The sequence below is a fragment of the Streptomyces sp. NPDC087906 genome, assembly GCF_055584925.1.
Genome location: NZ_JBVJLC010000012.1, coordinates 131,582 through 158,194 on the forward strand (window position 1 = coordinate 131,582; position 26,613 = coordinate 158,194).

18 protein-coding genes are annotated in these 26,613 nt (G+C 70.2%); 13 read left to right on the plus strand and 5 right to left on the minus strand.

The window, feature by feature from the left end; translation table 11 throughout:
* The first annotated feature begins 103 nt into the window (after positions 1-103).
* From ACZ63I_RS28835 to ACZ63I_RS28890, 12 genes are all read left to right on the plus strand, one after another.
* Complete coding sequence (locus ACZ63I_RS28835; protein WP_469342082.1) at positions 104-3,163, plus strand: condensation domain-containing protein; 3,060 nt, start codon at positions 104-106, stop codon at positions 3,161-3,163.
* Between the two features lie 50 nt (positions 3,164-3,213).
* The gene (locus ACZ63I_RS28840) at positions 3,214-3,927 is read left to right on the plus strand and encodes a thioesterase II family protein (RefSeq protein ID WP_469342084.1); all 714 of its coding nucleotides are present in this window, start codon (positions 3,214-3,216) and stop codon (positions 3,925-3,927) included.
* The gene (locus tag ACZ63I_RS28845) at positions 3,924-4,754 is read left to right on the plus strand and encodes an SDR family oxidoreductase (RefSeq protein WP_469342086.1); all 831 of its coding nucleotides are present in this window, start codon (positions 3,924-3,926) and stop codon (positions 4,752-4,754) included. Before ACZ63I_RS28840 ends, ACZ63I_RS28845 begins: the two co-directional genes overlap by 4 nt.
* Positions 4,755-4,898: 144 nt before the next feature.
* Positions 4,899-7,694, plus strand: coding sequence for a non-ribosomal peptide synthetase (locus ACZ63I_RS28850; RefSeq protein ID WP_469342088.1), 2,796 nt, complete (start codon positions 4,899-4,901; stop codon positions 7,692-7,694).
* A 20-nt stretch (positions 7,695-7,714) separates the two neighbouring features.
* Complete coding sequence (locus tag ACZ63I_RS28855) at positions 7,715-9,124, plus strand: condensation domain-containing protein (protein ID WP_469342089.1); 1,410 nt, start codon at positions 7,715-7,717, stop codon at positions 9,122-9,124.
* A 140-nt stretch (positions 9,125-9,264) separates the two neighbouring features.
* On the plus strand, positions 9,265-9,852 hold the full coding sequence (locus ACZ63I_RS28860) for a cysteine hydrolase family protein (RefSeq protein ID WP_469342090.1): 588 nt from the start codon (positions 9,265-9,267) through the stop codon (positions 9,850-9,852).
* A 74-nt stretch (positions 9,853-9,926) separates the two neighbouring features.
* Positions 9,927-10,958 (plus strand): hydrogenase expression/formation protein HypE, encoded by a 1,032-nt coding sequence (hypE, locus tag ACZ63I_RS28865; protein WP_469342091.1) that lies wholly within the window; start codon positions 9,927-9,929, stop codon positions 10,956-10,958.
* Between the two features lie 27 nt (positions 10,959-10,985).
* Positions 10,986-13,367: a carbamoyltransferase HypF gene (hypF, locus tag ACZ63I_RS28870; RefSeq protein ID WP_469342092.1), complete on the plus strand. Its 2,382-nt coding sequence runs from the start codon at positions 10,986-10,988 to the stop codon at positions 13,365-13,367.
* A gap of 26 nt (positions 13,368-13,393) precedes the next feature.
* A complete protein-coding gene (locus ACZ63I_RS28875; protein WP_469342093.1) occupies positions 13,394-14,734 on the plus strand; it encodes a PLP-dependent aminotransferase family protein in 1,341 nt (446 codons plus the stop codon).
* Positions 14,731-15,462, plus strand: a complete 732-nt coding sequence (locus ACZ63I_RS28880; protein WP_469342094.1) for a gamma-glutamyl-gamma-aminobutyrate hydrolase family protein — start codon at positions 14,731-14,733, stop codon at positions 15,460-15,462. Before ACZ63I_RS28875 ends, ACZ63I_RS28880 begins: the two co-directional genes overlap by 4 nt.
* A 108-nt stretch (positions 15,463-15,570) precedes the next feature.
* Positions 15,571-17,937: a M20/M25/M40 family metallo-hydrolase gene (locus ACZ63I_RS28885; RefSeq protein WP_469342096.1), complete on the plus strand. Its 2,367-nt coding sequence runs from the start codon at positions 15,571-15,573 to the stop codon at positions 17,935-17,937.
* A gap of 227 nt (positions 17,938-18,164) precedes the next feature.
* Positions 18,165-19,376, plus strand: a complete 1,212-nt coding sequence (locus ACZ63I_RS28890; RefSeq protein WP_469342097.1) for a metallophosphoesterase — start codon at positions 18,165-18,167, stop codon at positions 19,374-19,376.
* 131 nt (positions 19,377-19,507) lie between these two features.
* On the opposite strand, the gene ACZ63I_RS28895 is transcribed toward ACZ63I_RS28890, so the two are convergent.
* Entirely contained in the window at positions 19,508-20,236 is a 729-nt protein-coding gene (locus ACZ63I_RS28895) for a hypothetical protein (protein WP_469342098.1), read from the minus strand.
* Positions 20,237-20,453: 217 nt separating this feature from the next.
* Positions 20,454-22,133: a DUF262 domain-containing protein gene (locus tag ACZ63I_RS28900; RefSeq protein WP_469342099.1), complete on the minus strand. Its 1,680-nt coding sequence runs from the start codon at positions 22,131-22,133 to the stop codon at positions 20,454-20,456.
* Positions 22,134-22,679: 546 nt separating this feature from the next.
* Between ACZ63I_RS28900 and ACZ63I_RS28905 the strand changes: the two genes are divergently transcribed.
* Positions 22,680-23,516 (plus strand): hypothetical protein, encoded by an 837-nt coding sequence (locus ACZ63I_RS28905; protein ID WP_469342100.1) that lies wholly within the window; start codon positions 22,680-22,682, stop codon positions 23,514-23,516.
* Positions 23,517-23,606: 90 nt separating this feature from the next.
* Here the strand turns inward: ACZ63I_RS28905 and ACZ63I_RS28910 are convergent, their stop codons facing one another.
* The 3 genes from ACZ63I_RS28910 to uppS all read right to left on the minus strand — a co-directional run bounded on the left by ACZ63I_RS28910 (position 23,607) and on the right by uppS (position 26,525).
* Positions 23,607-24,140 (minus strand): EF-hand domain-containing protein, encoded by a 534-nt coding sequence (locus tag ACZ63I_RS28910; RefSeq protein WP_469342101.1) that lies wholly within the window; start codon positions 24,138-24,140, stop codon positions 23,607-23,609.
* A gap of 118 nt (positions 24,141-24,258) precedes the next feature.
* A complete protein-coding gene (locus tag ACZ63I_RS28915) occupies positions 24,259-25,689 on the minus strand; it encodes an oxygenase MpaB family protein (protein ID WP_469342197.1) in 1,431 nt (476 codons plus the stop codon).
* A gap of 101 nt (positions 25,690-25,790) precedes the next feature.
* Positions 25,791-26,525, minus strand: coding sequence for a polyprenyl diphosphate synthase (uppS, locus tag ACZ63I_RS28920; RefSeq protein ID WP_469342102.1), 735 nt, complete (start codon positions 26,523-26,525; stop codon positions 25,791-25,793).
* Positions 26,526-26,613: the final 88 nt, after the last annotated feature.

Sequence of the window (26,613 nt, forward strand, 5' to 3'; positions counted from 1 at the left end):
CGGGAGCCCCGGTGGGACCCCTCAGCGGATGCCACCAGCCGTTCATGTGCCGGGACGGGCGTCGGCTTCGTACGGGCGGCGCGAATGAGGAGGATGTACGCCGATGACCGAGGAACCCCTGGTGGTCGACACCTCGTTCGCCCAGCAGAGTCTGTGGCTGCAAAACGAGATCGACCCCGGCCAGGCGGCGTACAACGTCACGGCGGCGGTGCGGATGAGGGGCCCGCTGGATGTACAGGCGCTCGAACACGCCCTCAACACGCTGGTCGAGCGCCACGAGGTACTGCGTACCGTCTTCGACCTCGACGGGGAGGAACCCGTCCAGGTGATCGGGCCGATGGCCCCGCTCACGGTGCCGGTGCTCGACACCGTCCCCGGGGAGTTCGAGGAGCAGGCCCGCGTGGAACTCGCGGCCCCGTTCGATCTGCGCCGGGGCCCCCTGCTCCGGCTCAGCCTGCTGCGCCTGGGCGAGCGGGAGCATGTGGCGCTTCTGGTGATGCATCACATCGTGACCGACGGCGTCTCCTCGGGCATTCTCTTCCAGGAACTGACGGCCGCCTACCGGGCCCATTCGACCGGCCGGCGGCCCGCACTCCCCGAACTGCCCATCCAGTACGCGGACTTCGCGGTCTGGCAGCGCGACCACCTGACCGGAGACCGGCTGCGGGAGCTGACCGGCCACTGGTCCGAGACGCTGGCCGGCGCCCTGCCCCCTGAGCTGCCGGCCGACCGGCCGCGCCCGGCCGTCCCTTCGGACCGTGGCGGAGCACACCACTTCACCATCCCGGGCCCGCTGGTGACCCGGCTGGAGGCCCTCGCCCGTCGGCAGAACGCGACGCCGTTCATGGTGCTGCTCGCCGCGTTCGACGTGCTCCTCGCCCGGTACAGCGGGCAGGACGACATCACCGTGACCTCTCCGATGTCCGGCCGCACCCGGCCCGAACTGGAGGGCCTCATCGGCTACTTCGTCAATCCCCTGCTGCTGCGCACCAATCTGTCCGGCGATCCGGACTTCCTCGAACTGCTCGACCGGGTAAGGGCCGTCTGCCTTGCCGCCTTCCGGAACCAGGAGCTGCCCTTCGAGCACGCGATGGACCTGCTGCGCAGGCAGCGCCCGTCCGGCGCACAGTCGCGGGCCCAGGTGATGCTGGTGCTCCAGGCCAGGTCGCCCGAACGATGGGAGTCGGCAGGCCTGGATTTCGAGATGGTGCACATCGACACCGGCACCGCCAAGTCCGATCTGATCCTGGACATCCGGCCGGGTGACACCGGCCACCATGCCGTGCTGCAGTACAGCGCCGACCTGTTCGACGCGACCACCGCCGAGCGCGTCAGCGCTCACTTCGTCGCCGTCCTGGAGGCGATCGCCGAGCGGCCCGACCGTGCCGTCTCCGAACTGGCGCTGCTCTCCGCCGAGGAGCGGGACACGCTGCTGACCCGCTGGAACAGCCCGGCGGCCGACCTGATGGCCGGGCAGGTGCACCGGGCTGTCGCCTCGTGGGCGGCCAGGACACCCGGTGCGCCGGCCGTGGTGGCGGGTGACGGACGGCTCGACTACACCGCACTCGACCGGCGCTCCACCGAACTGGCGCTCCGGCTGAGGCGGTCGGGCGTGCGGGCCGGCACCCCGGTGGTCCTTTCGATGCCGCCGTCCTGCACCCTCGCCGTCGCGGCACTGGCGACGCTCAAGGCCGGCGGCATCTGCTTCCCCGTGGACCCCGCGCTGCCCGAGGACCTGGTCCGACGACTGGTGGCCGAGCCCGGTACCGCTTTCGTCCTCACCGAGGCAGCGGTGCGGTCCACGGATGCGGATGCGGATGCGGATGCGGATGCGGACACATCACAGGCCGTGGACCCTGCGGGTCCGCACGACCTCGCCCTGCTCTCCTGGACGGCTTCGCGGGAGGGGTCCTTCGTGACGGCCGGTCTGACCCACGGTGCCGTGCTGACCGGCGCCCGGGATACCGCGCGGCTGCTGTCCCTCACCTCCGGTGACCGCTGGCTCTGCCCGGCCCCGCAGCCCGAGCAGGTGCTCCGGCAGATGTTCCCGGTGCTGCTCCACGGCGCGGAGCTCGTCCTGTCCGGCGCGCCCGAGGAAGCGGTCTCCTCGGCCTCCGTGGCGTCCCTGGTGGGGCTGCGCCCCGCGGACTTCCCCACCCTTGCGGCCACCGTCACCAGGGCCGTCGTCGGCGACGCCCCTGAGGTTGCGCGCCGGGCTCACGAACTCGTCGCCGACGGTGCGGTCCAGGTGTTCCAGCTCCTCGGCCTGCCCGAGGCGGGCGGCCCCCTCACGGGGCGCGAGGCCGCCCGCACCACCACAGCGGCGGGCGGACAGCGGCTGCCCGGCCACGACCTCCACGTCCTGGACGACCGGCTGGAACCGGTACCGCTCCGGGTGACGGGCGAGCTGTACGTCGGCGGTCCCGCGCTCGGTCCCGGCTTCCTCAACCGGCCCGGCCTGACGGCCGCGCGGCTGGTCCCCGATCCGTACGGGTCCCGTCCCGGCGCCCGGCTCCTGCGTACGGACGAGCGGGCGCGCAGGTTGCCCGACGGCACGGTGGAACTGCTGGACCGTACGGATCAGCTACGGCTGGTGGACGGAATCCGGCTGGATCTGCGGGAGACGGAGCGCGCCCTCGCCGCCCTGCCCGGGGTCGAGGCGTGCACGGTGCTGATGCGGCCCACCGCGTCGGGCGGTTGGCTTCCCGCGGCGTACGTGGTTCCCGTACCCGGAGGGCGGCTTGACGCCCCCGCCACGCTCGGTCTGCTGGCCGAGCGGCTGCCCGCCGCTTGGCTGCCGTCGCAGATCGTGGGGGTCGAAGCGATCCCCCGGACCGCGTCCGGGGACGTCGACGTGACGGCCCTTCCGCTGCCGGACGGGCAACCGGCCGACGAGGACGGCGGGTACACCGCCCCGCGTACGCCGCTGGAAGTGGAGGTCGCCCGGATCTGGGAGGAAGTGCTGGGAGTCGAACGCGTCGGCGCGAACGACAACTTCTTCGACCTCGGCGGCCAGTCGCTGACGGCCGTGCGGCTCGCGGCGCGGGTTCGCGACGACTTCGGGATCGACATCGCGGTCCGGGATCTGTACGCCGACTTCACCGTGGCCGAGGTCGCCTGGAAAGTCCTGCGACTCATGGTCGAGGCCGACGACGGGGCCTGAGCCGCGACCGGTCCGACCGTAACCGACCAACCCTCAGGGAGTAGAGACTCATGTCGAGCACCACCCTGCTGTGCTTCCCGCCCGCCGGAGCCGGAGCCGCCTTCTTCCGGCCCTGGATCGGGCACCACGCCGGCCTGCACGTCGTCCCCGTGGAGATCCCCGGCAGGGAGAAGCGATTCGCCGAGCCCGAGTGCACGGACATGGACTCCCTGCTGGAGGTCATCGTCCCCGAACTCCTGGAGACGGTCGAACACGCGGACCGGGTCGCCGTATTCGGCCACAGCTTCGGTGCGATCCTCGCGTACGAGACGGTACGGGCGCTCGTCCGGCGCAGCCCCGGGACCGACATCACCCTGGTCCCCAGCGGCTCCACCCGCCCCGGAATCCCGCGGGCCGGCCGGATCACCGGTCTGTCCGACGACGCGTTCGTGGCCGGGGTCCGGCGGATCTCCGGCTATCACCACCCCGCGCTCGACGAGCCCGAGCTGCGGGAACTGCTGCTGCCTCCGCTGCGCGCCGACGTGGCGATGCACGAGAACCATGTGTTCGACCCGTCCGAACCGCTCACCGCGCCCGTACTCGCCGTCCGGGGCAGCGACGACGACATGGTCTCCGCGGCGGATGCGGGCGCCTGGCGCACCGTCACCAGCGCCGGGTTCCGGCTCGCCGAGATCGACGGAGGCCACATGTACCTGGTCGACCACTGGACCGAGCTGCTTCAGTTGATCGCCGACGAGGTCCATGCCGCCAAAACCGCCTCATGAGCGGTCGCCTGGCCGGCAGGACCGCCGTCATCACCGGTGCCGGTCGCGGCATCGGACGGAGCTGCGCGACCGCGTTCGCCGGACAGGGAGCCTCTCTCGTCCTGGTCGACATCGCGGCCGACATCCCGGGGGTGCCCTATCCGCTCGCCTCGCGCAGCCAGCTCGACCACACCGCCCGGCTCTGCCGGGAGCTGGGCTCGGCGGTACTGCCGCTGGTGGCCGACGTGCGCAGCGCCGAAGAGGCGGAGCGCGTGGCCGCGGAGGCCGTGGAGCGGTTCGGGAAGGTCGACATCCTGATCAACAACGCGGGAATCGCCGGTCCTTCGGGGAAGATCGTCCACGAAGTCACCGAGGACGACTGGGCCGTGCTGATGGACGTCAACCTCAACGGCCCCTGGCGCATGACCAAGGCGGTCGGCGCCGCCATGACCGAGCGCCGTACGGGCAGCATCGTGAACATCGCCTCCACCGCGGGCCTGGTCGGCTACCGGAACTTCGCCGGCTACGTGGCCTCCAAGCACGGCCTCGTCGGCCTCACCAAGGCGGCCGCTCTCGACTATGCGCCGTACCGGGTGCGGGTCAACGCGATCTGCCCCGGTTCGGTCCGCGACGGGCACGCCGACGAAGGCCGGATGCTCGTCGAGATCGGCCGCAGCATCGGCATCGACCCCGCCGACCACGAGGCGTCCTTCATCACGCAGCAGCCCATGAACGCCTTGGTCGAGGCCGAGGACGTGGCGGCGGCCGCCGTATGGCTGGCCTCCGACGAATCCCGGCATGCCACGGGAAGCGTGGTCAGCGTCGACGGTGGCTACAGCATCCGCTGAGCTCCAGTCTGGAGACGGAACGTGTCATCACCTTCGGGACCGCCCCCGCAGCGGTCCGGGCCGGTCTGCCACGGCGCGGCGCACCGCGTGCCCGCGGATACCGGTCCGCGACAGTGCCGACGAAACCTGGCGAACGCGCTGAACGTGGCGCCGTACCTGACCGACGGCGCGCTGCCCGCCCTGTGGTGTGATCCGGTTGCCGGGCCTCCCGGCAGCCCGCTCGCCGTACGCCGGCTCGCAGCCGAGTTGGACACCCCGATCGGGATCGGCGGGCGCTCGCCCTTCCGCCTCACGCTTCTTGAGTACACGGGAGGGGTGAGCGACCTGGTGGTGGTGGCGGACGCCGCCCGCGTCGACCGCACACGGCTGGACGAGATCGCCTCGGCGGTCCTGTACGGAGCGGTCTCGCGACCCTCCGGCGCCGCCCGTCCGGCAAAGGGCGTTCCGGCCGGCACACCGGCCCCGGCCGCCGAGGCGGGCAGGCAGCTCAACGCCGACGCGGACTTCGCCGTGGCACTGCCCGAGCTGAAGTCCGGACCGGACGCCGCCCATGATCTGGCCGCCGCTGTCCACCTGCTCCTCGCCCGCACCCTGGCCGAGGACCAGGTGCTCCTGGACGTGACCTCGGCGGACGGCGCCCACGGCTGGGCGGTGTCACAGTGGGACGAGAGCGAGCCGGTGTCCGCGTACCGCGCCCGGACCGCCGGGCTCTTCGGTCCGGCCGGAGCCGGGCGGAGCGAACCGCGGGCGCGGTCCGCGGGCCTCCGGGTGGCACTGGACGTCGACGTGTCCGAGCAGCCGGCGGATCTGCTCCACTACCGGCCGCCGGCCGGTGAGCACGCGCTGACGATGTACGCGGAGCCGGACGGCGAAGGCGGCCTGCTGCTGCGGGGATGGCGGCGTCCGGATCTCCTGAAGACCTGGCTCACCGACGCCCTCGTCCGTCATCTGGCCCATACTGTCCGCGAGTTGACCAAGGGTGACCAGCAGCGTCCGGTCGCCGACGTGTCCCTTTTCGACCGGACGGAACGCCGGCGCGTCCTCGACCTCGGCCGGACCGGGCGTCCACGGAAGGCCGAAGCCCGGACTCTGCCCGAGCTGGTCGCGGCCCGCGCCGCCGCCGCTCCCCGCACGATCGCCCTCACCGAGGGTGGCACCTCCCTCGACTACGGCGAACTGGTCGAACGGGCCGGCCGGTTCGCGCGGGCGCTGCGCTCTCTCGGTGTGGGGCCCCGCGACCGGGTCGGGATATGTCTGGAGCGCTCGGCGGACCTGGTCGTGGTGATGCTCGCTGTGCTGACAGCCGGCGGTACGTACGTCCCCCTGGACCCCGCTTATCCGAAGGAGCGACTCGCCTTCACCGCTGAGGACGCCGGTCTTGGCCTCGTCCTGGTCGACACGGACGGCCTCGCTTCCGAGGGCGCGTTCGCACCTGGCGTCGCGGTACCTCTCGACCGGCTCCGCCTGCTCGCCGAGGACACCGCGATCGCCGAAAGCCCTCTGCCGGCTGCCACGGGCGAGCCCGACGACGCGGCCTACGTCATCTACACGTCCGGCTCCACCGGCCGCCCCAAAGGCGTCGTCGTGCCGCAGCGCAACGTGGCCGCGCTGCTGAACGCGACGGCCGCCGACTTCGAGCTCGGCGGCACGGATACCTGGGCCTGGTTCCATTCAGCGGCCTTCGATTTCTCGGTGTGGGAGATATGGGGGGCACTGATCACCGGAGGGCGGCTGGTCGTCGTGCCGTACTGGACCTGCCGCTCACCGGAGGACTTCCGCGAGTTGCTCGTCCGGGAGCGGGTGACCGTTCTCAGCCACACGCCTTCGGCTTTCTCCCGCCTGTTGGAACTGGAGCGCGGCCAGGCGCGGTTGAGGGACGTCCGCCTGGTGGTCCTCGGTGGGGAGCCCCTCGACGCCCGTGGTCTGACCTCCTGGTTCGACGCCCATCCGGAGAGCAGGTGCCGGATGGTGAACATGTTCGGCATCACCGAGACGACCGTGCACGTCACCGCCCGGACACTCACCCGCGCCGACGCGCTGGCGGCCACCAGGTCGGTCGGCCGGCCCATCCCCGGCTGGGCCGTACGGGTCCTCGACGGCGGCGGACGCCTGCTGCCGCCGGGAGCGGCCGGTGAGATCGCGGTGTCCGGCGACGGGCTGGCGCATCACTATCTGCACCGTCCGGAGCTGACCGCCCAGCGCTTCGTGACCGACCCGGACGACGGCACCCGGCTCTATCTCAGCGGTGACAAGGGCAGGATGCTCCCGGACGGGTCCCTGGAGCACCTTGGCCGGCTCGACTCCCAGGTGAAACTGCGCGGCTACCGGATCGAACTGGACGAGATCCGGAACGTGCTGCTCGGCCACCCCTCCGTCGTGGCCGCCTCGGTCGTGCTCAACCGGCCCGAGGGCGACGAGGACGCCGCCCGGCTGGACGCGTACGTGGTGCTCGACGGCGCCACCCCGGCCGAAGTGCGCCGCAGGGCCGCCGCCGCACTGCCCGAGTACATGGTGCCCGCGACGGTGACCCGGCTCGCCGAACTGCCGCTCACCGTGAACGGAAAGGTGGACGTCAAGCGGCTGCCGGCCCCCGCGGCAGCGGAACCGGTGGCCGCCCCGGGCCCCGCGGCCGGCTCCCCGCGGGGCGGCACGCTCGCAGCCGTACTCGGCGCCTGGCGCACGATCCTGCGGACCGACTGCGCCCCGGACGAGGACTTCTTCGACCTGGGCGGCAACTCGCTGACGGCCCTGCGGATCTCCCACTCGCTGCGGGACCTCGGGGTCGCGGTGAGCGTGCGGGACATCTACCGGCTCCGCACCGCCGCGCTGCTCGCCGAACAGGCCGACAGCCAAGCCGTTCAGCGGCCCGGCACGCCGCAGCCGGCGGGACACGGGGGAAAGCCCCGACTTCCGGACACCGCCACGGACTGGTCACCTTGACCGACGAGGGAGACGACCGGATGACCGGAACACATCTGTCCAAGACGGACCTCGACGCCAGGCGGCGGCTGGAGGAAGCCCTGCTGCGGACCCGGCGTCCCCGGCGGGCGGATCCGCCCGCACCGGCCGCCGGCCGGCAGGCGGACACCGCCGTAGTGCGGTTCCGGGCCTCGGTGTCCCAAGAGGGCATGTGGCAGTCCCTGCGAGGCGGGCCGGGGACCACCCCGGCCCTCATCGCGGGCGGTCTGCGGCTGTCCGGGCCGCTGGACACCGCGGCGCTGGAAGAGGCCTGGAACGATGTGGTGGCCCGGCACGACAACCTGCGCAGCGCCCTTCGGGAGGAGGACGGACACCTCACCCAGGTGATCGCACCGTCCCTGCGTCTGACCGTGCCCGTCCTCGAACTCGCGCCCGGCGGACTGGCGGACTTCACCCGCCAGGAGGTGGATCAGCCGTTCGACCTCGGCGCCGGACCGCTCGCCCGGCTCCGGCTGCTCAGGACCGCGCCGGACGAGCACATCGCGTTCCTGCTCATGCATCACATCATCGGCGACGGCCGAGCCCTGGAGGTCCTGGTGCGCGACCTCGGCGCCGGCTACCTGGCCCGCACCACCGGGACCGAACCGGGGCTGCCCCCGTTGCCTCTGCGCTACGGAGACTTCGCCGCGGCCCACCGCGCCCTGGTCGAGGGGCCGCGCGCCGCCGAGGTCACCGCGTACTGGGCGGCGCGGCTGAAGGGCGCCGTACCCGCCGAGCTTCCCACCGATCTCCGGCCGCCGGCCGAGCCGACGCCGTACGGAGCCTTGCTCGACCTCCCGGTCCCGCCCGAGGTCTTCGGGCCCCTCGTCCGACTGGCGCGCAGCGCCCGTGCCACCGTCTACACCCTTGGCCTCGCAGCCTTTCAAGTGACCCTCGCCCGCGCGTCCGGACAGCGCGACATCTGTGTGCGGGCCCCCGTCACCTACCGGGACAGCACCGACGTCCAGGACCTGGTGGCCGACTTCTCCAACGACGTGGTGGCCAGGACGGACCTCTCGGGTGACCTCACCTTCGCCGAACTCGTCGCCAAGGTCGCCGAGGAGACCAACCGCGACTTCATGCACCACGATGTGCCGGCCCATCTGCTGGATCCGCACGTCGGCGAACCGGGCCTGCTGGACCGCCTGTTCCATGTGCAGTTCACCGCCGAGAACGACATCGACGTGCCGGTCGAGCTGGGTCCCCTGAGGGCCGAACGGGTGGTCCCGCCGATGCCGTACGTCTCACGTCCGCTCAGCCTCAGACTGCGCCATGACGAGAACGGTGCGCGCAGCCTCGCCGTCTACAGCACCGACGTGTTCTCGGAGGGCCGCGTCGTGCGCCTGGTGGAGGATTTCCACGCCGTGCTCGGCGAGCTGGCGCTCCACCCCGACCGCCGCGTACTCGGCTGACCGCAGCGCCTCCCGGCGGCCGGGCGGAACCGGTCAGGGGATCCCCCGACTACCGGCTCCGTCCTCCCACGGAGATCTTCGGACCACGACGAGTCGCGGATCGCGAGCCGCCGCCCCCTGTCTCGAAGGAGCAATCAGGCATGAGCAAGATCGCAGTACTCACCAACGACCTGCAGTACGACTTGGTCAACAAGAACCAGGAGCGCATCGACGCGGTCGAGGAGGCCACCCCGAGCTTCTCCCGCTTCCTGAACGACATGCGCGAACGCGGCCACCACGTTCTTCACCTGCAGCTCATCAACCTTGAGGACGACCCGGTGGCCGAGCGCTACGAGGGCGGCCGCCTGCCGGCCCAGAAGGGCACGAAGGGCGCCGAGATCCTCCCGGTCTTCCTCGGCGAGTCCGACATCCTCGTGGAGAAGAACAAGGACAGCGGCTTCTACGAGACCGACCTGCACGAGCGGCTGCAGGACCTCGGCGTCGAGACGGTCATCGTGACCGGCATGCAGGGCCAGATCTGCGTCCAGACCACCGCCGCCGACGCGTTCTTCCGCGGCTACAACGTCTGGGTTCCGAGTGACTGCGTCGTCTCGGCCCGCGAACACGACAGGACCCGTGCCCTCGACTGGCTGGACGGCTACTGCGCCACGGTGCAGCCCTCGTCCGAGATCATCCGCCTGCTCGACGAGACGAGCGAGCTGCCCCGCAAGGTGTTCCGCACCCCCTGATCCGGCGAGCAGCGGACCGGCGGGCCCCCGCTACCCCGACACATTCCCACCTCCGAACCGACATGGGAGCACCGTTGCAGACGGGCACGGAATCCTTTCTGGACCAGCAGATCGTCCTTGATCACGGGACCGGCGCCCGACTCAGCCGGGAACTCGTCGAGTTCATGGTGGGCGTGCTGGGAGACGTCTATGTGGGCGAGATGGAAGACAGCGCGATGTTGCCGGTCCCGGTCGGCAACATCGCCATGACCACCGACTCCTTCGTCGTCAGCCCGCCCTTCTTCGGGAACGGCGACATCGGCAAGATCGCCATCTGCGGCACGGTCAACGACCTGGCCGTGGTGGGCGCGGAGCCGCGCTACCTCACCCTGGCCATGATCCTGGAGACGGGCTTCCCGATCCGGCGCCTGCACCAGGCGCTGGTCTCGCTGCGCGAGACCGCGATCGAGGCCGGGGTGCAGATCGTGGCCGGCGACACCAAGGTCGTCGGCCCCGGCGAGGCGGACGGCATCTTCCTCAACACCACGGGCATCGGCATCTTCCATCGGCCGCCGAAGCGCATGACCGACGTCCGGCCCGGTGACAAGATCATCCTCAGCGGTCCGATCGGCAACCACACGGTTCATCTCCTTTCCGTCCGCGAGGGACTGGGCTTCGAGAAGAACGTGCTCAGCGACTGCGCGCCGCTCAACGGGCTGATCGACTCGGTCAACGCCGCGGTCGCCGAGGACGCCGTGCGCTCCATGCGCGATGTCACCCGCGGCGGCCTCTCCGCGGTGCTGCACGAGTACTCCGCCGCTCTCGGCCGCACGCTGCGCATCGAGGAGGAGGCCCTGCCCATCGACTTCGAGACGCGGATGGCCTCGGACATGCTCGGCATCAACCCGATCAACGCCGCGAACGAGGGCTGCCTCGCCCTGTTCGTCGAACCCGACGCGGTGGACACCGTCCTGAAGACACTGCGCGCCCATCAGTACGGCCGGAAGGCGGTGGTGATCGGCCAGGTCACCGACCGGCCCGAGAAGGCGGTCGAGATGGTCGGCAAGGACGGAAAGGTCAGCGAGATCGAAGAGTTGCAGGGCGCGGAACTCCCGCGACTCTGCTGATCGGAGCGCATCGTGCAGCGGATCACCATGCCAAGTGACGGCCCCACGAGCGGGCGCCCGGACATCCCGCCGGCTCAGCGTTGGCTCGTCCGGGTCTGCGGAGTGGTGCAGGGAGTGGGCTACCGGCCCTTCGTCTACAACCTGGCGAAGTCCCTGGGGCTGACCGGCTGGGTACTGAACGACACCCAGGGGGTACTCGCCTCGGTACACGGCCCGCTCCCGCATCTGTCCGCGTTCACCACGGCGCTGCACGATGACGCACCGCTGCTCTCACGGGTCGACGAGGTGCGGGTGGAGGACCGCGCCGCCGTCCCGTCCGACACCCCTGAGGGCTTCGAGATCCGGCAGAGCGCCAAGAACGGCCGCTCCGACACCATCGTGGCGCCCGACTCGCACGTCTGCGCCGACTGCCTGCTGGAGGTCCGCACCCCGGACGACCGGCGATACCGCTACCCCTTCACCAACTGCACCCACTGCGGTCCTCGTTACTCCATCGTCAAGGAACTTCCCTACGACCGCGAGCAGACGACCATGGCGTCCTTCACCATGTGCGACGACTGCCGCCGGGAGTACGAGGACCCGGGCGACCGCAGATACCACGCGCAGCCGAACGCCTGCCCGGTGTGCGGTCCCCGGCTGACCCTTTCCGGCCCGCGGGCGCCGCTCGCCGAGGCCGACGACGCCCTCCGGGCGAGCGTCGAGGCACTGGCCGCCGGGAAAATCGTCGCCGTCAAGAGCATCGGCGGCTTCCACCTGGTCGTCAACGCCCGGAACGCGGACGCCGTCGCCCGGCTGCGTACCCGCAAGAAGCGCGACTCCAAGCCCTTCGCGATCATGGTGGCCGACCTCGCCGCGGCGGCGGCGGTCGCCGAGTGCAGCCCCGCCGAGGCCGAACTGCTGGAGTCCCCGGCGCGTCCGATCGTGCTGCTGCGCAAGAGACCGGACGGGCTCCTCCCTGAGGAGATCGCCCCGCGCAACCCCAGCCTGGGCATCATGCTCCCCTCGGCGCCGCTGCACCATCTGCTGCTCGACCACCCAGGACTCGACGTCCTGGTGATGACCAGCGGCAATGTGTCCGGCTACCCGATCGCGTACCGCAACGAGGACGCGCTCGGCCAGCTCTTCGAAGTCGCGGACCTGATCCTGCACCACGACCGCGACATCCATGTCAGGGTGGACGACTCGGTGGTCCGCTGTTCCGGCCATCCCCACCTGGCCGAACCGCTCATCACCTTCGTGCGCCGCTCGCGCGGCTACGCCCCGTACCCCGTCGAGGTCGATGAGGTGCCGGAGCCCGTACTGGCCTACGGTGCCGAGCTGAAGACCACGGTGGCCCTCGGCACCGGCCCCAAGGTCTACGTCAGTCAGCACATCGGCGATCTCAAGAACGACGAGACCTTCGCCTCCCACAAGCAGACGGCCGCCCATCTGTCCGAGCTGTACGAACTCGAACCGCGGCACGTCGCGGTCGACATGCACCCCTCGTTCCGCTCCCATGTGCTGGCCGGCGACGAACGCCCCGAGGCGGTCGTGGAAGTTCAGCACCACCACGCCCACATGGCGTCGTGCATGGCGGAGAACCGGATGACCGGCACCACGCTCGGCGTCGTCTTCGACGGCGCGGGGTACGGCCTGGACGGCACCATCTGGGGCGGCGAGTTCCTGCTCGGCGGCTTCGAGAACACCGACCGGGTCGCGCACCTGCGTCCGATTCCCCTGCTGGGCGGCGACATGGCGGTGCGCCAGCCCATCCGTACCGGCTTCGCGCTCGCCCTCGAAGCCCTCGGCTCACCCGACGCCGCGCACGAGGCCTTCCCCGCGCTGCGGATTCTCAGTGACCAGGAGCGACACGTCTACACCACCATGGTGCGGCGCGGCCTGAACGCTCCGGCCGTCTCCAGCATGGGCCGGCTCTTCGACGGCGTCGCGGCCCTGCTCGGCGTCTGCTCGTACGCCGAGTACGAGGCGCAGGGACCGATCGAGCTGGAGGGACTGCTCGGCCGCGACTTCGCACCCGCCGACCGGTCCTACCGCTTCGCCGTCACAGCGCCCGCCGGCGGCGGCCCGGCGGTGATCGATCCGAGCCCCCTGATCCGAGAGATCGCGGCCGATCTGGGCGCGGGCACCGACACCGCGACGATCAGCCGTCGCTTCCACTCGGCGGTGGTGGCCATGGTCGTCGAGCGCTGCGACGAGCTGCGCCTGCGCCATGAGGTGGCCCAGGTCGCGCTCTCCGGCGGTGTCTTCCTCAATGAGTTCCTTCTCGTCAACTGCCTTGTCGAACTGAGGCGTGCGGGTTTCGACGCCCGTTCCCACCGGCTCGTTCCCACCAACGACGGAGGCATCGCCCTCGGCCAGGTGATGGTGGCCGCCGCCCGGCTCCTCAAGAAGTCGCGGGTCTCCGCGTGAACCACGTCAGAAAGGAGTCACCAACCATGAATACCGCCGTGACGCTGGACGATGTCGTACGGCTCCTCGCGGAGAATGAGAGCGAGGCCCGGCGAGGCCTGAGCATGGTGCCGTCCGAGAACGCCATGTCGGGAATCTCGAAGCTCCCGATGCTGCTCGACCCGTACCACCGCTACTTCTTCAACGAGTCGGACCATCCCGACCGCTGGCATTTCCGCGGCGCGCAGAAGCTGCGTGACCTGGAGATGGGACTCACCGTGCCGCTCCTGCGTGAACTCGGGCATGCCGAACACGTCTCGGTGCGGCCCCTCAGCGGTCTCAGCGCGATGACCCTGGTGCTCGCCGCGCTCGGCGGCGAGCCGGGCAGCACCGTGTTCACCATCGCCCCGGAGAACGGCGGTCACTTCGCCACCGCGAGCGTCGCACGCCGACTGGGTCTGAAGGTCGAGTTCCTGCGCGGTGCCGGGCCCCACGAACTGGACCTCGACCACGCTGCCGAACTCCTGGCCAGGGTCCGTCCCTCGCTGGTCTACGTCGATCAGTCGCACTGCCTCTTCCCTGTCGACGTGGCGAGCCTGGTGGCCACGGTGCGGACGGCGGCCCCGGACACGCTCGTGCACGTCGACGCCAGCCACTGGTTCGGGCTCGTGCTCGGCGGCGCCTTCCGCAACCCGCTGGACGAGGGCGCCGACAGCTTCAGCGGCTCGACCCACAAAACGTTCCCCGGCCCCCAGAAAGCCACGGTGTTGACCCGTGACACCCGGATCGACGAGCGGGTCCGGGAGACTCAGGACTACCTGATCAGCAGCCACCACTTCGCCTCCACCATCGGCCTCGGCATCGCCCTGCTGGAGTTCCGTGACTGCGGCGGACCCGAATACGCCCGGACGGTCGTCGCCCATACCCAGCGCTTCGGCCGGCTGCTCGACGAACGCGGGATCACGGTCGCGGCCAAGGAGCGCGGTTACTCGGCCGGCCACCAGCTATGGCTGGACACCGAGACCGACGGCATCGCCCCGAAGGTCGCCAGCGACCGGCTGTTCGCCGCGGGACTGCGGGTCAACTTCATGGCGGGCCTCCCCGGATTCCCGGGACAGGGAGTCCGTATCGGTCTGAACGAACCCACCTACCAGGGCCTGGCCGGCGACGACCTGACCGAACTCGCCGACGTCTTCGCCGCGGCCGTGCACGACAGCAGCCCCTCGGAGGATCTCGCCGAGCGAATCGCCGCGCTGCGCCGGCGCACCCGTTTCGGCGCGCCCGTCGACAGCACCTCGCGGCTCCTGGAGAGGGCCCTCGCCCTGTGCGCGGACGCGCTGCGCACAGATCCTGTGGCCACCCACCGGCGTCAGGCCGTCGGCTCGTGACCCGCCCCGTCATAGGGATCGCGGCCTACCTGGAACAGGCCCGCTGGAACATATGGGACGCTCCCGCCGCAGTGATCCACGAGAGTTACGTGCGCGGCGTCAGCGCCAACGGGGGCCGTGCGGTCGTCCTGCCGCCGGACGACCTGGACGCCGATGTGCTGGACCGGCTCGACGGGCTCCTGCTGCCGGGCGGCGTGGACATCGACCCCGCGTTGTGCGGCCAGGGCCGGCATCCGGAGACGGACCGCGCCCAGCCGCTGCGCGACACCGCCGAACAGATGCTGCTGCGCGGCGCTTTGGAGCGGGACCTGCCGGTACTCGGCGTCTGTCGCGGACTGCAGTTGCTGGCCCTTGAGTACGGCGGCAGTCTGCACCAGCACCTGCCCGATGTGCTCGGACACACCGCGCACTGTCCTGCGGAGGGCGTGTTCGGTGAGCACGGGATGGAGTTCGCCGCCGACAGTGTCATGGCCGAGGTGTACGGGCCCCGTACCCGGGTCAACTCGCATCATCACCAGGGGATCGACGAGCCCGGCACCCTCAGGGTGACCGGCCGCAGCGACGACGGGCTGGCCGAGGCCGCCGAGGACCCCACCCGGCGGTTCGTCGTGGGCGTCCAGTGGCATCCCGAAGTCTCCGGTGACCACGGCCTGTTCGCTCGCTTCGTGACGGCTTGCGCCGTCCGGGCCGCCGCCTTCGCCCCGCCGCTGCACGCCAACCCCGTGTGAGCACGGGCCGGACCGGCCCGGCAGCCGCCACATACGACGCGGCGCATCGCGCGGGCGCCGACAACCCGCGCCGCCGCCAGTGACCACCAGCACAGGAACGGCTGACCAGTGACCCTTCGCGAGAGCGCGACCTCCGACACGCCCACCAGGCCACCGGCCGTACCCTCCGCGGCACGACGGCGCCTGCCAGGCCTGCTGCTGCTCGCCGTCGTCGCGCTGATCGCGGTGGTGACCACGGTGACCGGCACCCTGACACCCCCTGACCCGGTGCCCGGCGACGCGCCCGCCAAGGAGTTCTCGGCCACCCGGGCGCAGCGCCAGGTCGCGGAGATCGCCTCCGTACCCCACCCCATCGGATCGGTCGCGCACGACCGGGTCCGCGACCGGCTGCTGAGTGACCTGACCCGTCTGGGGGTCAAGCCCGAGACCGGCGAGTCGGTCGGTGTCGACGACACCGCGGGACACGCCATGGCAGCGCGGGTGCAGAACATCCAGGCCACCGTGCACGGTACGCACCCGACCGGCCGGGTGCTGGTCGTCGCCCACTACGACTCCGCCGAGAACGGCCCCGGCGCCACCGACGACGCACATGGCGTGGCGACCCTCCTCGAAATCATCCGGGCGCTGCGCGCGGGCCCCGCGCCGCGCAACGACATCACCTTCCTGTTCACCGACGGCGAGGAAGCCGGGCTGATGGGGGCCCGCGCCTACGCCGCCTCCGGCAGCCTGGGCGACCCGGACCGGACCGTCGTGCTGAACCTGGACGCCAGAGGGACGTCCGGGCGTGCGGTGATGTTCGAGACGGGCGCGCACAACGGAGGGCTCGTACCGGCACTCGGCGACCACGTCCCGGTCACCACCTCGCTCGCGTACGAGGTGTACCGGCTGCTGCCCAACAGCACCGACTTCACGGTCTTCCGCGACGCGGGTCTGACCGGGATGAATTTGGCCAACATCGGCACGTCGGCGAATTACCACACCGTCCAGGACGACCTCGCCCACTCCAGCGCCGCGTCCCTTCAGGACATGGGCTCGACGGTGCTGGCCGCCACCCGGCAGCTCGCGGCCGACGACATCCCGGCGATCGCGGACAGCTCGGACGCCACCTACTTCTCGCTCGGCGGCCTGCTGCTGCGCTACCCGGGCGGCCTGGTCCTGCCCCTGGCCGGTCTCTCGGCGGTGGCGTTGGCGGCAGCCGTGTGGTTCGCGGTGCGCCGCCGGGCCGTCGGGGGACGCTCGGTGGCGGTCGTGGCCGCGACCGTTCCTGTGCCGCTGATCGCGGCGGCCGTCATCGGCTGGGCGGGCTGGCAGCTCATGACCTTCTTCCGTCCGCACTACGCGGGCTTCATCTTCGGAGACCCGTACCGGCCGGGGCTCACCGCACTCGGTCTGGCGACGGTCACCGCCGTTGCGGTCTGGATCTGGGCCTCGGTCCTGCGGCGCGGGCACGGGGCCCTGGAGGTGAGCGCCGCCGTCACCTGCTGGCTGACCGCGCTGACCGTACTCACCGCCCTCCTGGTGCCCGGCGCCTCTTACCTCTTCCTGTGGCCCGCGCTGGCCGGCGCGGCGGGGCTGGTGCTCGCGGCCCGGCTACCGGACAGCTCGGCGTGGCGGGACTCGCTGTCGGCGCTGGCAGCGGTGCCCGGGGCCGCGCTGCTGGTCCCCATCGCGGCGCTGTTCTTCGACGCGCTGGGACTGGCCCTGGCCATGGTGCCGCTGATCGTGGTGGCCCTCTTCGCGGCCCCACTCGTGGCATCCTTCGCCGGCCGCCTCCACGGCAGGCCCCTCGTCGTATGGACCTCCGTGGCGGCACTGGTCGGGGCCGCGGTGTGCGTGGCAGGGGTGGCACGGGACGGCGTGGACAGCCGGCACCCGGCGCAGGTCAGCTTGTTGTACGTGGTCGACGGCGACCGGAACAAGGCCCGCTGGGTGAGCTCCGGGTACGGCGACGACCCCTGGCTGGAGCAGTACGTCGGCGCCGGTACGGCACCGATGGCCGACGTGTTCCCCTACTTGAGGAAACCGGACGACTGGCGTACGGGTCCGGCGCCGGTGGTCCAGGCTCCGACGCCCGAGCTGCGGGTGCTGTCCACCCGGCGCGGCGCCGGATCGAGGGACGTCGTGGTGCGCGTCAACGCCACCGGCGGGACGGCCGGCCAACTGATGCTGTACGCCGACACGGCGGGCAGCTCCTCCGTGCGAGGTCTGACGGTGGGCAGTGAACATCTGCCTGGAGGCAACAACAGGTCTGATGTGAAGGGACGTTGGGGATGGGGCTTCAGCTACGCCGCGCCCCCGTCCGAGGGTGTCGAACTGAGACTGAAGATCGAAGGCGACGGACCGCTGAAGCTGCGCCTGCTGGCGGAGTCCCCCGGCTTCCCCGGCGGAGCTCTGAACAAGGAGCGCCCGGCGACCGTCACCTGGGCTCCCTTGGATGCCGGATTCACCCTCGTCTCGAAGGAGTTCACCGTCTGATGGCCCTGCTCGCCGGCGTCCCTGGCGGGTTCGCGTGGAAGCGGCGTGGCAACGGGCGACGGGGCAACGGGGCAACGGGGTCCGGACGATTCCGTGGGGGCACCGGGTGCCGGATGATGGGGAGTGACCGGGGGACAGCGGATGCGAGGGGCGGCGTAGTGACAGACAGCGAATCCAGCCGGGTGGAAACAGACCTTCGGTCGGCCGATGGCGGGTCGGAGACCGACGTGGCCGCCCCCCGGGCCGAGGCCGAGGGCGGGAGTCCGCGTCCTCGGCGGTCCCTGCGGCGGCGGCTGGGCGGAGCTGTGGTCTTCCTCGTCCTCGCCATGCTGTTTTTCGTGCCCTGGTGGACGCTGTTCGCCTCCGGCGTCGACTGGCCGTTCCCGGTCTTCCTGGCCGGCACGGTCGTCTTCGCCTGCTGGCTGGTCTCCTTCCCCTTCCTCATGGCGGCGGGCCACGGGGCTCGGAGGGCCGACCGGGCGGCTCGCGTCGCGGACAGCAGCCTCGGGGCGGTCTGGGTGCTGTTCACCTGGTCGGTGCTGGGCGGGCTGGTGCACCTTGTGCTGATCGGGCTCGATGTCGGCGGAGACGGCGGTTCCGACCGGGCCAGGATCATCGCGGTGGCCGTCGCTGTGGTCTCCGCCGGACTGTTGGGCTGGGGACACTACGAAGCCATGCGCGTGCCCCGGGTGAAGCGGCTGGACATCCGCGTACCCCGGCTCGGCGGCGGTCTGGACGGGGCTCAGGTCGTCGTCCTGGCCGACACCCATTACGGACCGATCGACCGGGCCCGCTGGTCGCAGCGGGTGACCGAGGCCGTCAACGCGCTCGACGCGGACGTAGTGATCCACGCCGGTGACATCGCCGACGGCACCCCCGCCCAGCGCCGAGAGCAGTCCGCGCCGCTCGGGACGATCCGGTCACGGCTGGCGAAGGTCTACGTCACGGGCAACCACGAGTACTTCGGGGAGGCGCAGGGCTGGCTGGACCGCATGGCGGAACTGGGCTGGGAACCGCTCCACAACCGCCATGTCGTGGTCGAGCGCGGCGGGGACTCCCTCGTCCTGGCGGGCGTGGACGACGTGACCGCGGAGTCCTCCGGCCTGGCCGGGCACCGCGCGAACCTGACCGGCGCGCTGGCGGGGGCGGACCCGGACCGGCCGGTCCTGCTCGTCGCCCACCAGCCCAAGTACGTCGCACAGGCCGCCGCCGCCGGCATCGACCTACAGGTCTCCGGGCACACCCACGGCGGCCAGATCTGGCCGTTCAACTTCCTCGTCCGGATCGACCAGCCGGTGGTACACGGCCTGAGCCGACACGGCGAGCGGACCCAGCTCTACACCAGCCGCGGCACCGGCTTCTGGGGCCCGCCCTTCCGGGTCTTCGCCCCGAGCGAGATCACACTGCTCACACTGCGCTCGGACGCCGTCAGCAGTTGACCGCGCCTACGCCCTTCGCGGTGAGCGCGCCCTGTGCATCACCGCTGGCCAGAGCGTTGATGAACCCCGTCCGGACTCCCGCACGAACCACAGGAGAGGCGTTGGGTCGAGCCTGGCCCGGCCGGCGTCCGTCAGGAGGATGGCTGATCAGAATGCAGACGCGGAGCAGCCTCAACCCGATGGGCTTGGAGGCGGTGCGTCCGCCGGCACACGTCCGTGGGTGCTTCCGCATGGGCAAGTGACCAGGCTCTCATCGACTGTTGGGCGACTTCGGCGCAACGCACCGGGAACGTGCGCGAGCAGCGCACGGACGCTTGCTTGTTGACGCTTTCGGCCTCCAGCAGATGGTGTTCCGCCTCGTGTGCCGGACCATGCCGGAGGAGAATCTCTGCCAGCCGCACGTGGTGGAATCCTCGGCCAACCAGCCGTCCGGGAGCCATCTTCTGAGCTTCGACGTAGCGCAGGAGCGCTTTCTGGTATTCGCCCCGGGCCGCCGCCACCCGGCCACGGTAATGCAGGGCAGTGGAGACCGCCTGAGCACGTGCGGGATCATCACGAAGATCGACGGTCACGCCGTCCAGACCGATGGCGATGACTCCCAATTTGCGATCGGGCAGAGAAACCAGTCTTGGATCGTCTTTCCCCAAATGTCGGATGAAGTTCCCGGGCGGCATTCTTCGCCGAGGTCCAGACGATGCGGTTGAAGTGCCCGGTTCGGCGGCACAGGTCGACAGCATCGAAAGCGACTGCAGTTTGGCATGACGGCGCCACCCGTCTTCGGAACCCGTGCCGGCACGTGCGCCTGGCTCGGGCGTCTCGGACGCTGTCACCGCTGCGGCGGCTTGAGTGTTGCCCTCCATCTCCGCGCAACGACAGGAACGCTCCTGCGGTCAGGCAGCCGACGACAGCCACAGCGATCACAGAGGCAAGTGGCCAGCCGCCGAGATTATCTGCAAGAGCGTCAATCAGGTCTTTCAACGTAACTCCCGCTCAAATAGGCGGTGACGGTCCCAAGCCAGCAAGCTGTGGCGCGTCTGCGCCCAGGTCCGCGATCCGCACCCGCATCGCGGGGTTGTGTCACAAATCCCATGTGTGGCAGAGCGCGGCGACCAGCGTGCGCTGTCTGGTCTCCAAGATGGCGGGGGTCCAGCTTTCCGAGCGCACAACCTGTGTGGTCAGAGCGAAGTTGACCACTCCAAGCTTGCCGCTGAAGTACCGGGACTTCTTCGTCACGAAATCATAGTTCTGCGCCTGGGAGTTCTTGTAACGGTTGAGCAGTACGAGGTTGGCAAGCCGGTTGGTCCAGAAGTGCCGTTCATCCTCGGTGAAGTCTGTCAGCCACCCGGATCCGTCCTTCGGGTTCTGCGGCAGAACATGCTCGACCGTGATCAAGGGGTGCGAGTACACAACGCCGGAGCCGTCGGCCAGTACTTCGTCGAGCCGCAGCAGAAGGTACTTACGGGTCTTGATGTCCAGGTATACGGGCCCCTCGATGCGCTCCCGAGTCGCGGCCTGCTCCGCTTCGGTGAGCTGGAAGGAGGGCGAGGAGAGACCTTGGTCCGCGTCCAACTCCTTGAGCAGGTCCGCGTAATGCTGGACCCGTGGAGTCGTGTACACCCGCCGGATGAACATGCTGGCGGCCAGGCGCTCCAGGGCCTGGAAGAAGCGGTCGAGCCAGTCCGGGTCCGCCCCGTGATTCCGCAGTGCCCACAAGGCGGAGGGCCGCCAGTCGTTGTTGTCGATCTGCACCAGCCGCCGGAACCAGGCATTGACCCGCTCCGCGCCGGTTTCGGCATGGTAGTCGTGGTCTCTGATCTGGGCGTAGGCATCCGCGTAGGGCACCAGTACGTCATCGACGAAAGCCTGCGCCTTGCCCGGCAGGAAGTGAGGTTCGAGGACCTGCCGGGGGAACTCCTTGAGCAGCTCCGCCTTGGCGCGTTCCTTCGCGTAGACCATCCGGAGATGCAGAAAAAGATCCGCGAAGTCGTCACGGCCAAGCTGTTCCTCCGCGTCCTCCCACTTGGCGGCCGCCGCGTCCCCGACCTCTCCTTCGCCGATGTCCCCGATGATCCGCGACTTGAAGATGTCGGCCGGAGAGAGGTCCAAGCCGCGGGAGTTCATGACACTGAAGATCCGATGGGCGCTGCTGAGGTCGGGCGTGGTCACGACGACCAGGAAGGTTCGCACGATCAGCATCTGCACCAGCTCAAGCCGCCGATCGGCCGTCCAGGAGGAGATCTCCTCGTAGAGCGCCGTCGCGTTGGCCCGTACAGCCTTTTGCGCGTCCGTCTTCAGCCCTGCCGCCGGCATCTGCAGCAGCGCCGGGACAGACCCCTTCGTCTGCACGTGGATGCGGAAGAAGTCGGCATCCTTGGGGCGCAGAGTCAGCCTCGGCTTTGCCGACAGCCCCTTGGAGATCTTCCCCGGCTCGCAGACCGCCGCGTCGAGTTCTGCCTTTAGGCCCAGATCTTCCGTCAGATCCCGCAACACCGCGAACAGGATCGTCAGGGTGGTCAGCCTTTGCTGACCGTCGATGACGTCGGCGCCGGAGCGGGTCGGCTGCTTCACCAGCACGATGGAGCCCAGAAAATACGGCTCGTCCGAGCCGCTGTCCAGTGCCTCCACCAGGTCGGAGAGTAGCTGTTGGGCCTGATCGACCTCCCACGCGTACGGACGCTGATAGGTCGGAATGCGGAAGTCGTAGTCGCTGCAGAACACCTTGTCCAGCGGCATCTCGTGCGCTTCGAGCTGCTTCATGACGCCATCGTCACTCGGTACACGCGCATACGCCCGCAGAACGCCGATTCTGCCTCGCCCCCTTACGGGGACGGCAGTTCGGGTGCGTCCAGGTGGGCGCGCACCTGCTCGTCGGCGCTACGGGCGACCCAGGGTACGCGTGTCGGTGATCCCTACAACCATCTGCGGGCAACGTGAGTCTGGCCCCGCGTAGCCCACTGGCCTCACACGCCACCGGGGAAGCTTTCTCTCACCGCAAAGGAATGCTCACTGATGCTTGCACGGCACCTTCTGCGCACCACGGCCGTCTCGTTGGCCCTCTCCTCCCTGTTGCTCACAGCCGGCGGTGCCAACGCCGTCGGCGCGGAACCGGGCTGGGAGGTGTCTCTTTCCGGGGCGAGCCATGCCGGGTCCCTGATGTCTGTCTCCTCCGTAAGTGACGACCTCGCGTGGGCCGTTGGAAGAAAGAGCGGCGCGGGTGTCATTCTGCGCTGGGACGGAGCGGAGTGGCATGAGGATGCCACTCCGGCGCTCCCCGCCGTCTGGGAGTGGTCAGCGGTCAGCGCCGTGGCCGCGGAGGATGTCTGGGCTTACGGCACAGTGGGCAGGGACCAGGTCCTCGCGCACTACGACGGCGAAAGCTGGAGCAGCGTTTCGACAGCCGGTCCCGCCGACGACTCGTGGCCCGAGGTACCGATCGACGCCGTTCCCGGACGGCTCTTCAAGGGGGGTACGGCCCTGTACACCTATTCCGGCGGCGTCTGGACGACATTCGCGCTGCCGAGCCACGTCGACATCCGGGACATCGACGCCCTCTCCGCCAACGACGCGTACGCCACCGGTATGCGGTATCCGGTGGAAGGCGGTCACCCGGTGACCTATCACTGGGACGGCACCACCTGGACGCTGATGGACGAACCCCCCGTGCCCAGCGGTACCGATACCGCCAAGATCGTCGCCGAGTCCCCGGCCAGCGTCTATGTCGCCGGGTGGGCCGAGGCCCCGGACGCCGACCCGCCCGTGCCGAGCGTCACCCACTGGAACGGCACCGCCTGGGAGGACATCACAGGAGCCCTCGCCGATTTCTACCTCCAAGCGATCGCCCCGGACGGCAACGGCGGACTGTGGGCCACCGGGAGCGACCAGGCCGAACCTGCCAGTGCCGAGCCTGTCTTCTGGCACTTCGACGGCACCACCTGGACCAAGGAAGCCGGCGCACTGGCACCCGACGGGGAGACACGGTGGCCGGACTACTCGTTCTACGATCTGGCACCGGTCGGCGACTCCGGCGGCTTCTGGGCAGTCGGTGACTACTCCACCCCCATGGACGCGAACGGCGACCAGTCGGTGAACAGCCTGATCGAGCGATCCACGACGCTCCCCGGAACGCCCACCATCCGCTGAAGGACCTCTCGGACGACGATGTGGGCTCCGGCCGTTGGAACGGTCGGGGCCCACGGACATCTCTCGCGTTCGCCGAACTTCCTCGTCGGGTCAGGCCGCCGTCTTGGTGATCAGGTGGTCCGCCGGGATGCCGGCCTTGTCCGGGGCGTAGTAGTCCCGGATGCCCTCGTCCCACGTCGCTACCGCGATGCGGTCGTCGGGTGTGGGGGCGAAGGCGTCGAAGAGGGCGTCGATGTTGGGGCGTTGGAAGCCGATCGCCGTCATCAGGTCGATGAACAGGGGGCGTTCGACGAAGCCGGTGCCGTCCGGGTCTCCCAGGGTGGACAGGGCCGTGGCGAACTGCGCGATCGTCGGCTCGAAGCGCTCCGGGGACAGGACGCAGGCGGTGAATTCCTCGAAGCTGATCTCGCCGTCGCCGTTCGCGTCCAGTTCGACGAGCAGGGTCGTCCAGTAGCGGGCGAAGGCCGCGCGGATCGCCTCTTTGGCGGGTCCGTCGGAGCGGGCTGCCGCGGCGACGACGTTGTCGCTCATCAGGGTGAAGTCCTCGGCGTCGAGGACTCCGTTCCCGTTCGCGTCGAACAGCGAGAAGATCAGTGCGACCCGCTGGATGGCCTCTGTGCGCATGATTCCGACCCCTTTTCCGCGCCGGGTCCCCGGCGCCCGTAATGGCTGTCCATCTGGCCGGTGCGCATTCCGGCAAGCGTCGCCATTCCCCTGAAAGGGGGAATCCGCCGCGATGCGCTTACGCCCCCGCCAGCAGCGGGTCGAACGCGGTCGAGGACCGGCGGCCCGCCATGAAGGAGAGGAAGTCCTGCACGAACTCGCTGCGGGAGTAGCGGGGTTCGGCGCCGGGCAGGGTGCGGCGGAAGGCGGTGCGGAACAGGGCTCGGTACTCCGCCGCGTCGATGAACTCGTTGCCGTCCGCGTCGGTCACGTCGAAGAGCACCTCGGCGACCCTGATCAGCGCGGGGCCTGCCAGGGACGGCACGGCGGCGGCGTACTCGTCCTTGCTGACGCGGCCGTCGCCGTCGATGTCCAGGGCCGACTGGAGTTCCCGCCACCACGCCGCGTACGCGTTGTAGAGCTTGGTCTCCTCCGGTTCGTCCAGATCGAGGCGTGAGGCCAACTCGCGTGCCATGGCGGCGAGATCGGGCCAGTCGAGATAACCGTCCCCTGTCTGGTCCAGGACCGCGCTGAAGAAGTCCTCCGCGCTGCGCCGGGGTGTCGTCCCCTCGGCGGGCTCGCGTGGGGCGGGAAACGGGGTGACCAGCCGGAACAGCGCGCTCGCCCGCTTCATCCGGCCGCGCAGCGCGGTCAGCGTCGCGGTTTCGGAGTCAGCGCCGTCGGGGGACGGATCCGGCGTCAGGTAGAGCAAGTTGGTGAGGCTCTCGGTCTTGAGCCAGTTGTCGGGCAGGAAGCGCGCCAGTCCCGCCGTCAGGTAGATGCTCTGCATCAGCGTCTGCGCGCCGGGGACTTCGGGCAGGCCCGCCCGGCGGCGGAACGGCTCGGGGAGGGACGCCACGGTGATCGTGCCGATCACCGGGCCCGCCAGCGCCCGGCTCGCGGCCCATACGGTGGGCAGGCCGTCCAGCAGGGGCGGCGCGGGGAGATGGTCGAAGAGGCGGTAGAGGATGATGCGCAGCGCCTCCGTGTTCTCCAGCTCCTCCTCCACCATGCGGTCGTAGTACACCCAGAACTCGGGCACCGTGGGCGGCAGATGGCCCGCTTCGCTGCCCAAGGCCGCCAGGAACGCGCGGAATTCGGCGTAGAGCTGCTCCATGGTGTCCTGGTCGAGCGGCTGTCCGCTCAGCCGGCACATCGTGACGGAGCTTTCGAAGAGTGTCGCGACGACCCAGGCGCGCACCTCGGGGTCCATCGCGTCGTAGGGCCTGTTCTGTACGTCGGTGCCGCTCAGCCGGGCGTGCAGCCGGTTGAGCCGGGCCGCTTCCCGTTCCCGTACCGCGTCGTCCGTCCCGAACATGCGCTGCAGACTGACGAGCGTGTTGCGCAGCCTGCGCCACGGGTGGGCCACGAACGTCGAGTTGTCGAGCAGGGCCGCGCCGATCTGCGGGTGGGCCGCCTCCAGCACCGTCGCCCTGACCATCGCGAGCGCCCAGCGCGGGTCGTTGAAGAACCGGTGGAACTGGGAGTTCTCGCCGAACAGCGAGCCGATCTCCGGGGCGGGGGCCGGGTGCGGGGAGCTGGAGGTCGCCTCGGGGGTCGCCTCGGGGGTCGCCTTAGGGTGGGGCTCGGGCTTGGACTTGGTTTTCTTCGTCACGAGTGGTGTTCTCCGATCACGTGCGGCGGCACGCCGCCGAAGCGGCGATTGCGTTGCTGATAGCTGTGCAGGCACTCCAGGAAGTGCGGCCCGCGGAAGTCGGGCCAGAGCACCGGCGGGAAGATCCACTCGGCGTAAGCCACCTGCCAGAGCATGAAGTTGGAGATCCGCTGTTCACCCGAGGTCCGGATGACGAGATCGACGTCCGGGGTGTCGGGAAAGGGCAGATGGGCCGCGAAGTGCCGCTCGTCCACGGCGTCGGCCCGCACCCCGCTCCGGATGAGGGATCTGGCCGCCTCGACGATGTCCCCGCGCCCGCCGTGGTCGAACGCGATCGTCAGCGTCATGCCACGGTTCGCGCTGGTCAGCGTCATCAGATCGGCGAAGTCCTGGGCCAGCGGCGCGGGGATCCTCGGGTCGGCCACGCCGAGGAACCGGCAGCGGATGCCGCGCGCGTGCAGCAGCGCGGCGTGTTTGCGTACGACACGGCGTACGAGCCGCATGAGGAAGTCGACCTCGTCGCTGGGCCGTCGCCAGTTCTCGGTGGAGAACGCGTACAGGCTCAGCCAGCGCACCCCCGCCGTGCGCGCCGCCTCGATGACGTCGATCACCGTCGTCTCGGCCGCCCGGTGACCTGACGTACGGGGCTGGGAACGCAGCGCCGCCCACCGGCCGTTGCCGTCCATCACGCACGCGACGTGGTGCGGGACACTTCTCCGTACTACGGCCACACGTGCTCCCCCGGCTGGCACCGCACTCGGATCGACATGCAGCAGCGTGCCGGTGGCCGCGCCTGGACACACGGTGATCCCGGCATAT

Bases quoted from the DNA above. Each gene is read 5' to 3' on its own strand.
- ACZ63I_RS28835 (WP_469342082.1), top strand. From the start codon at position 104: ATGACCGAGGAACCCCTGGTGGTCGACACCTCGTTCGCCCAGCAGAGT.
- ACZ63I_RS28840 (WP_469342084.1), top strand. From the start codon at position 3,214: ATGTCGAGCACCACCCTGCTGTGCTTCCCGCCCGCCGGAGCCGGAGCC.
- ACZ63I_RS28845 (WP_469342086.1), top strand. From the start codon at position 3,924: ATGAGCGGTCGCCTGGCCGGCAGGACCGCCGTCATCACCGGTGCCGGT.
- ACZ63I_RS28855 (WP_469342089.1), top strand. From the start codon at position 7,715: ATGACCGGAACACATCTGTCCAAGACGGACCTCGACGCCAGGCGGCGG.
- ACZ63I_RS28860 (WP_469342090.1), top strand. From the start codon at position 9,265: ATGAGCAAGATCGCAGTACTCACCAACGACCTGCAGTACGACTTGGTC.
- hypF (WP_469342092.1), top strand. From the start codon at position 10,986: ATGCCAAGTGACGGCCCCACGAGCGGGCGCCCGGACATCCCGCCGGCT.
- ACZ63I_RS28875 (WP_469342093.1), top strand. From the start codon at position 13,394: ATGAATACCGCCGTGACGCTGGACGATGTCGTACGGCTCCTCGCGGAG.
- ACZ63I_RS28895 (WP_469342098.1), bottom strand. From the start codon at position 20,236: ATGGAGGGCAACACTCAAGCCGCCGCAGCGGTGACAGCGTCCGAGACG.
- ACZ63I_RS28900 (WP_469342099.1), bottom strand. From the start codon at position 22,133: ATGAAGCAGCTCGAAGCGCACGAGATGCCGCTGGACAAGGTGTTCTGC.
- ACZ63I_RS28910 (WP_469342101.1), bottom strand. From the start codon at position 24,140: ATGCGCACAGAGGCCATCCAGCGGGTCGCACTGATCTTCTCGCTGTTC.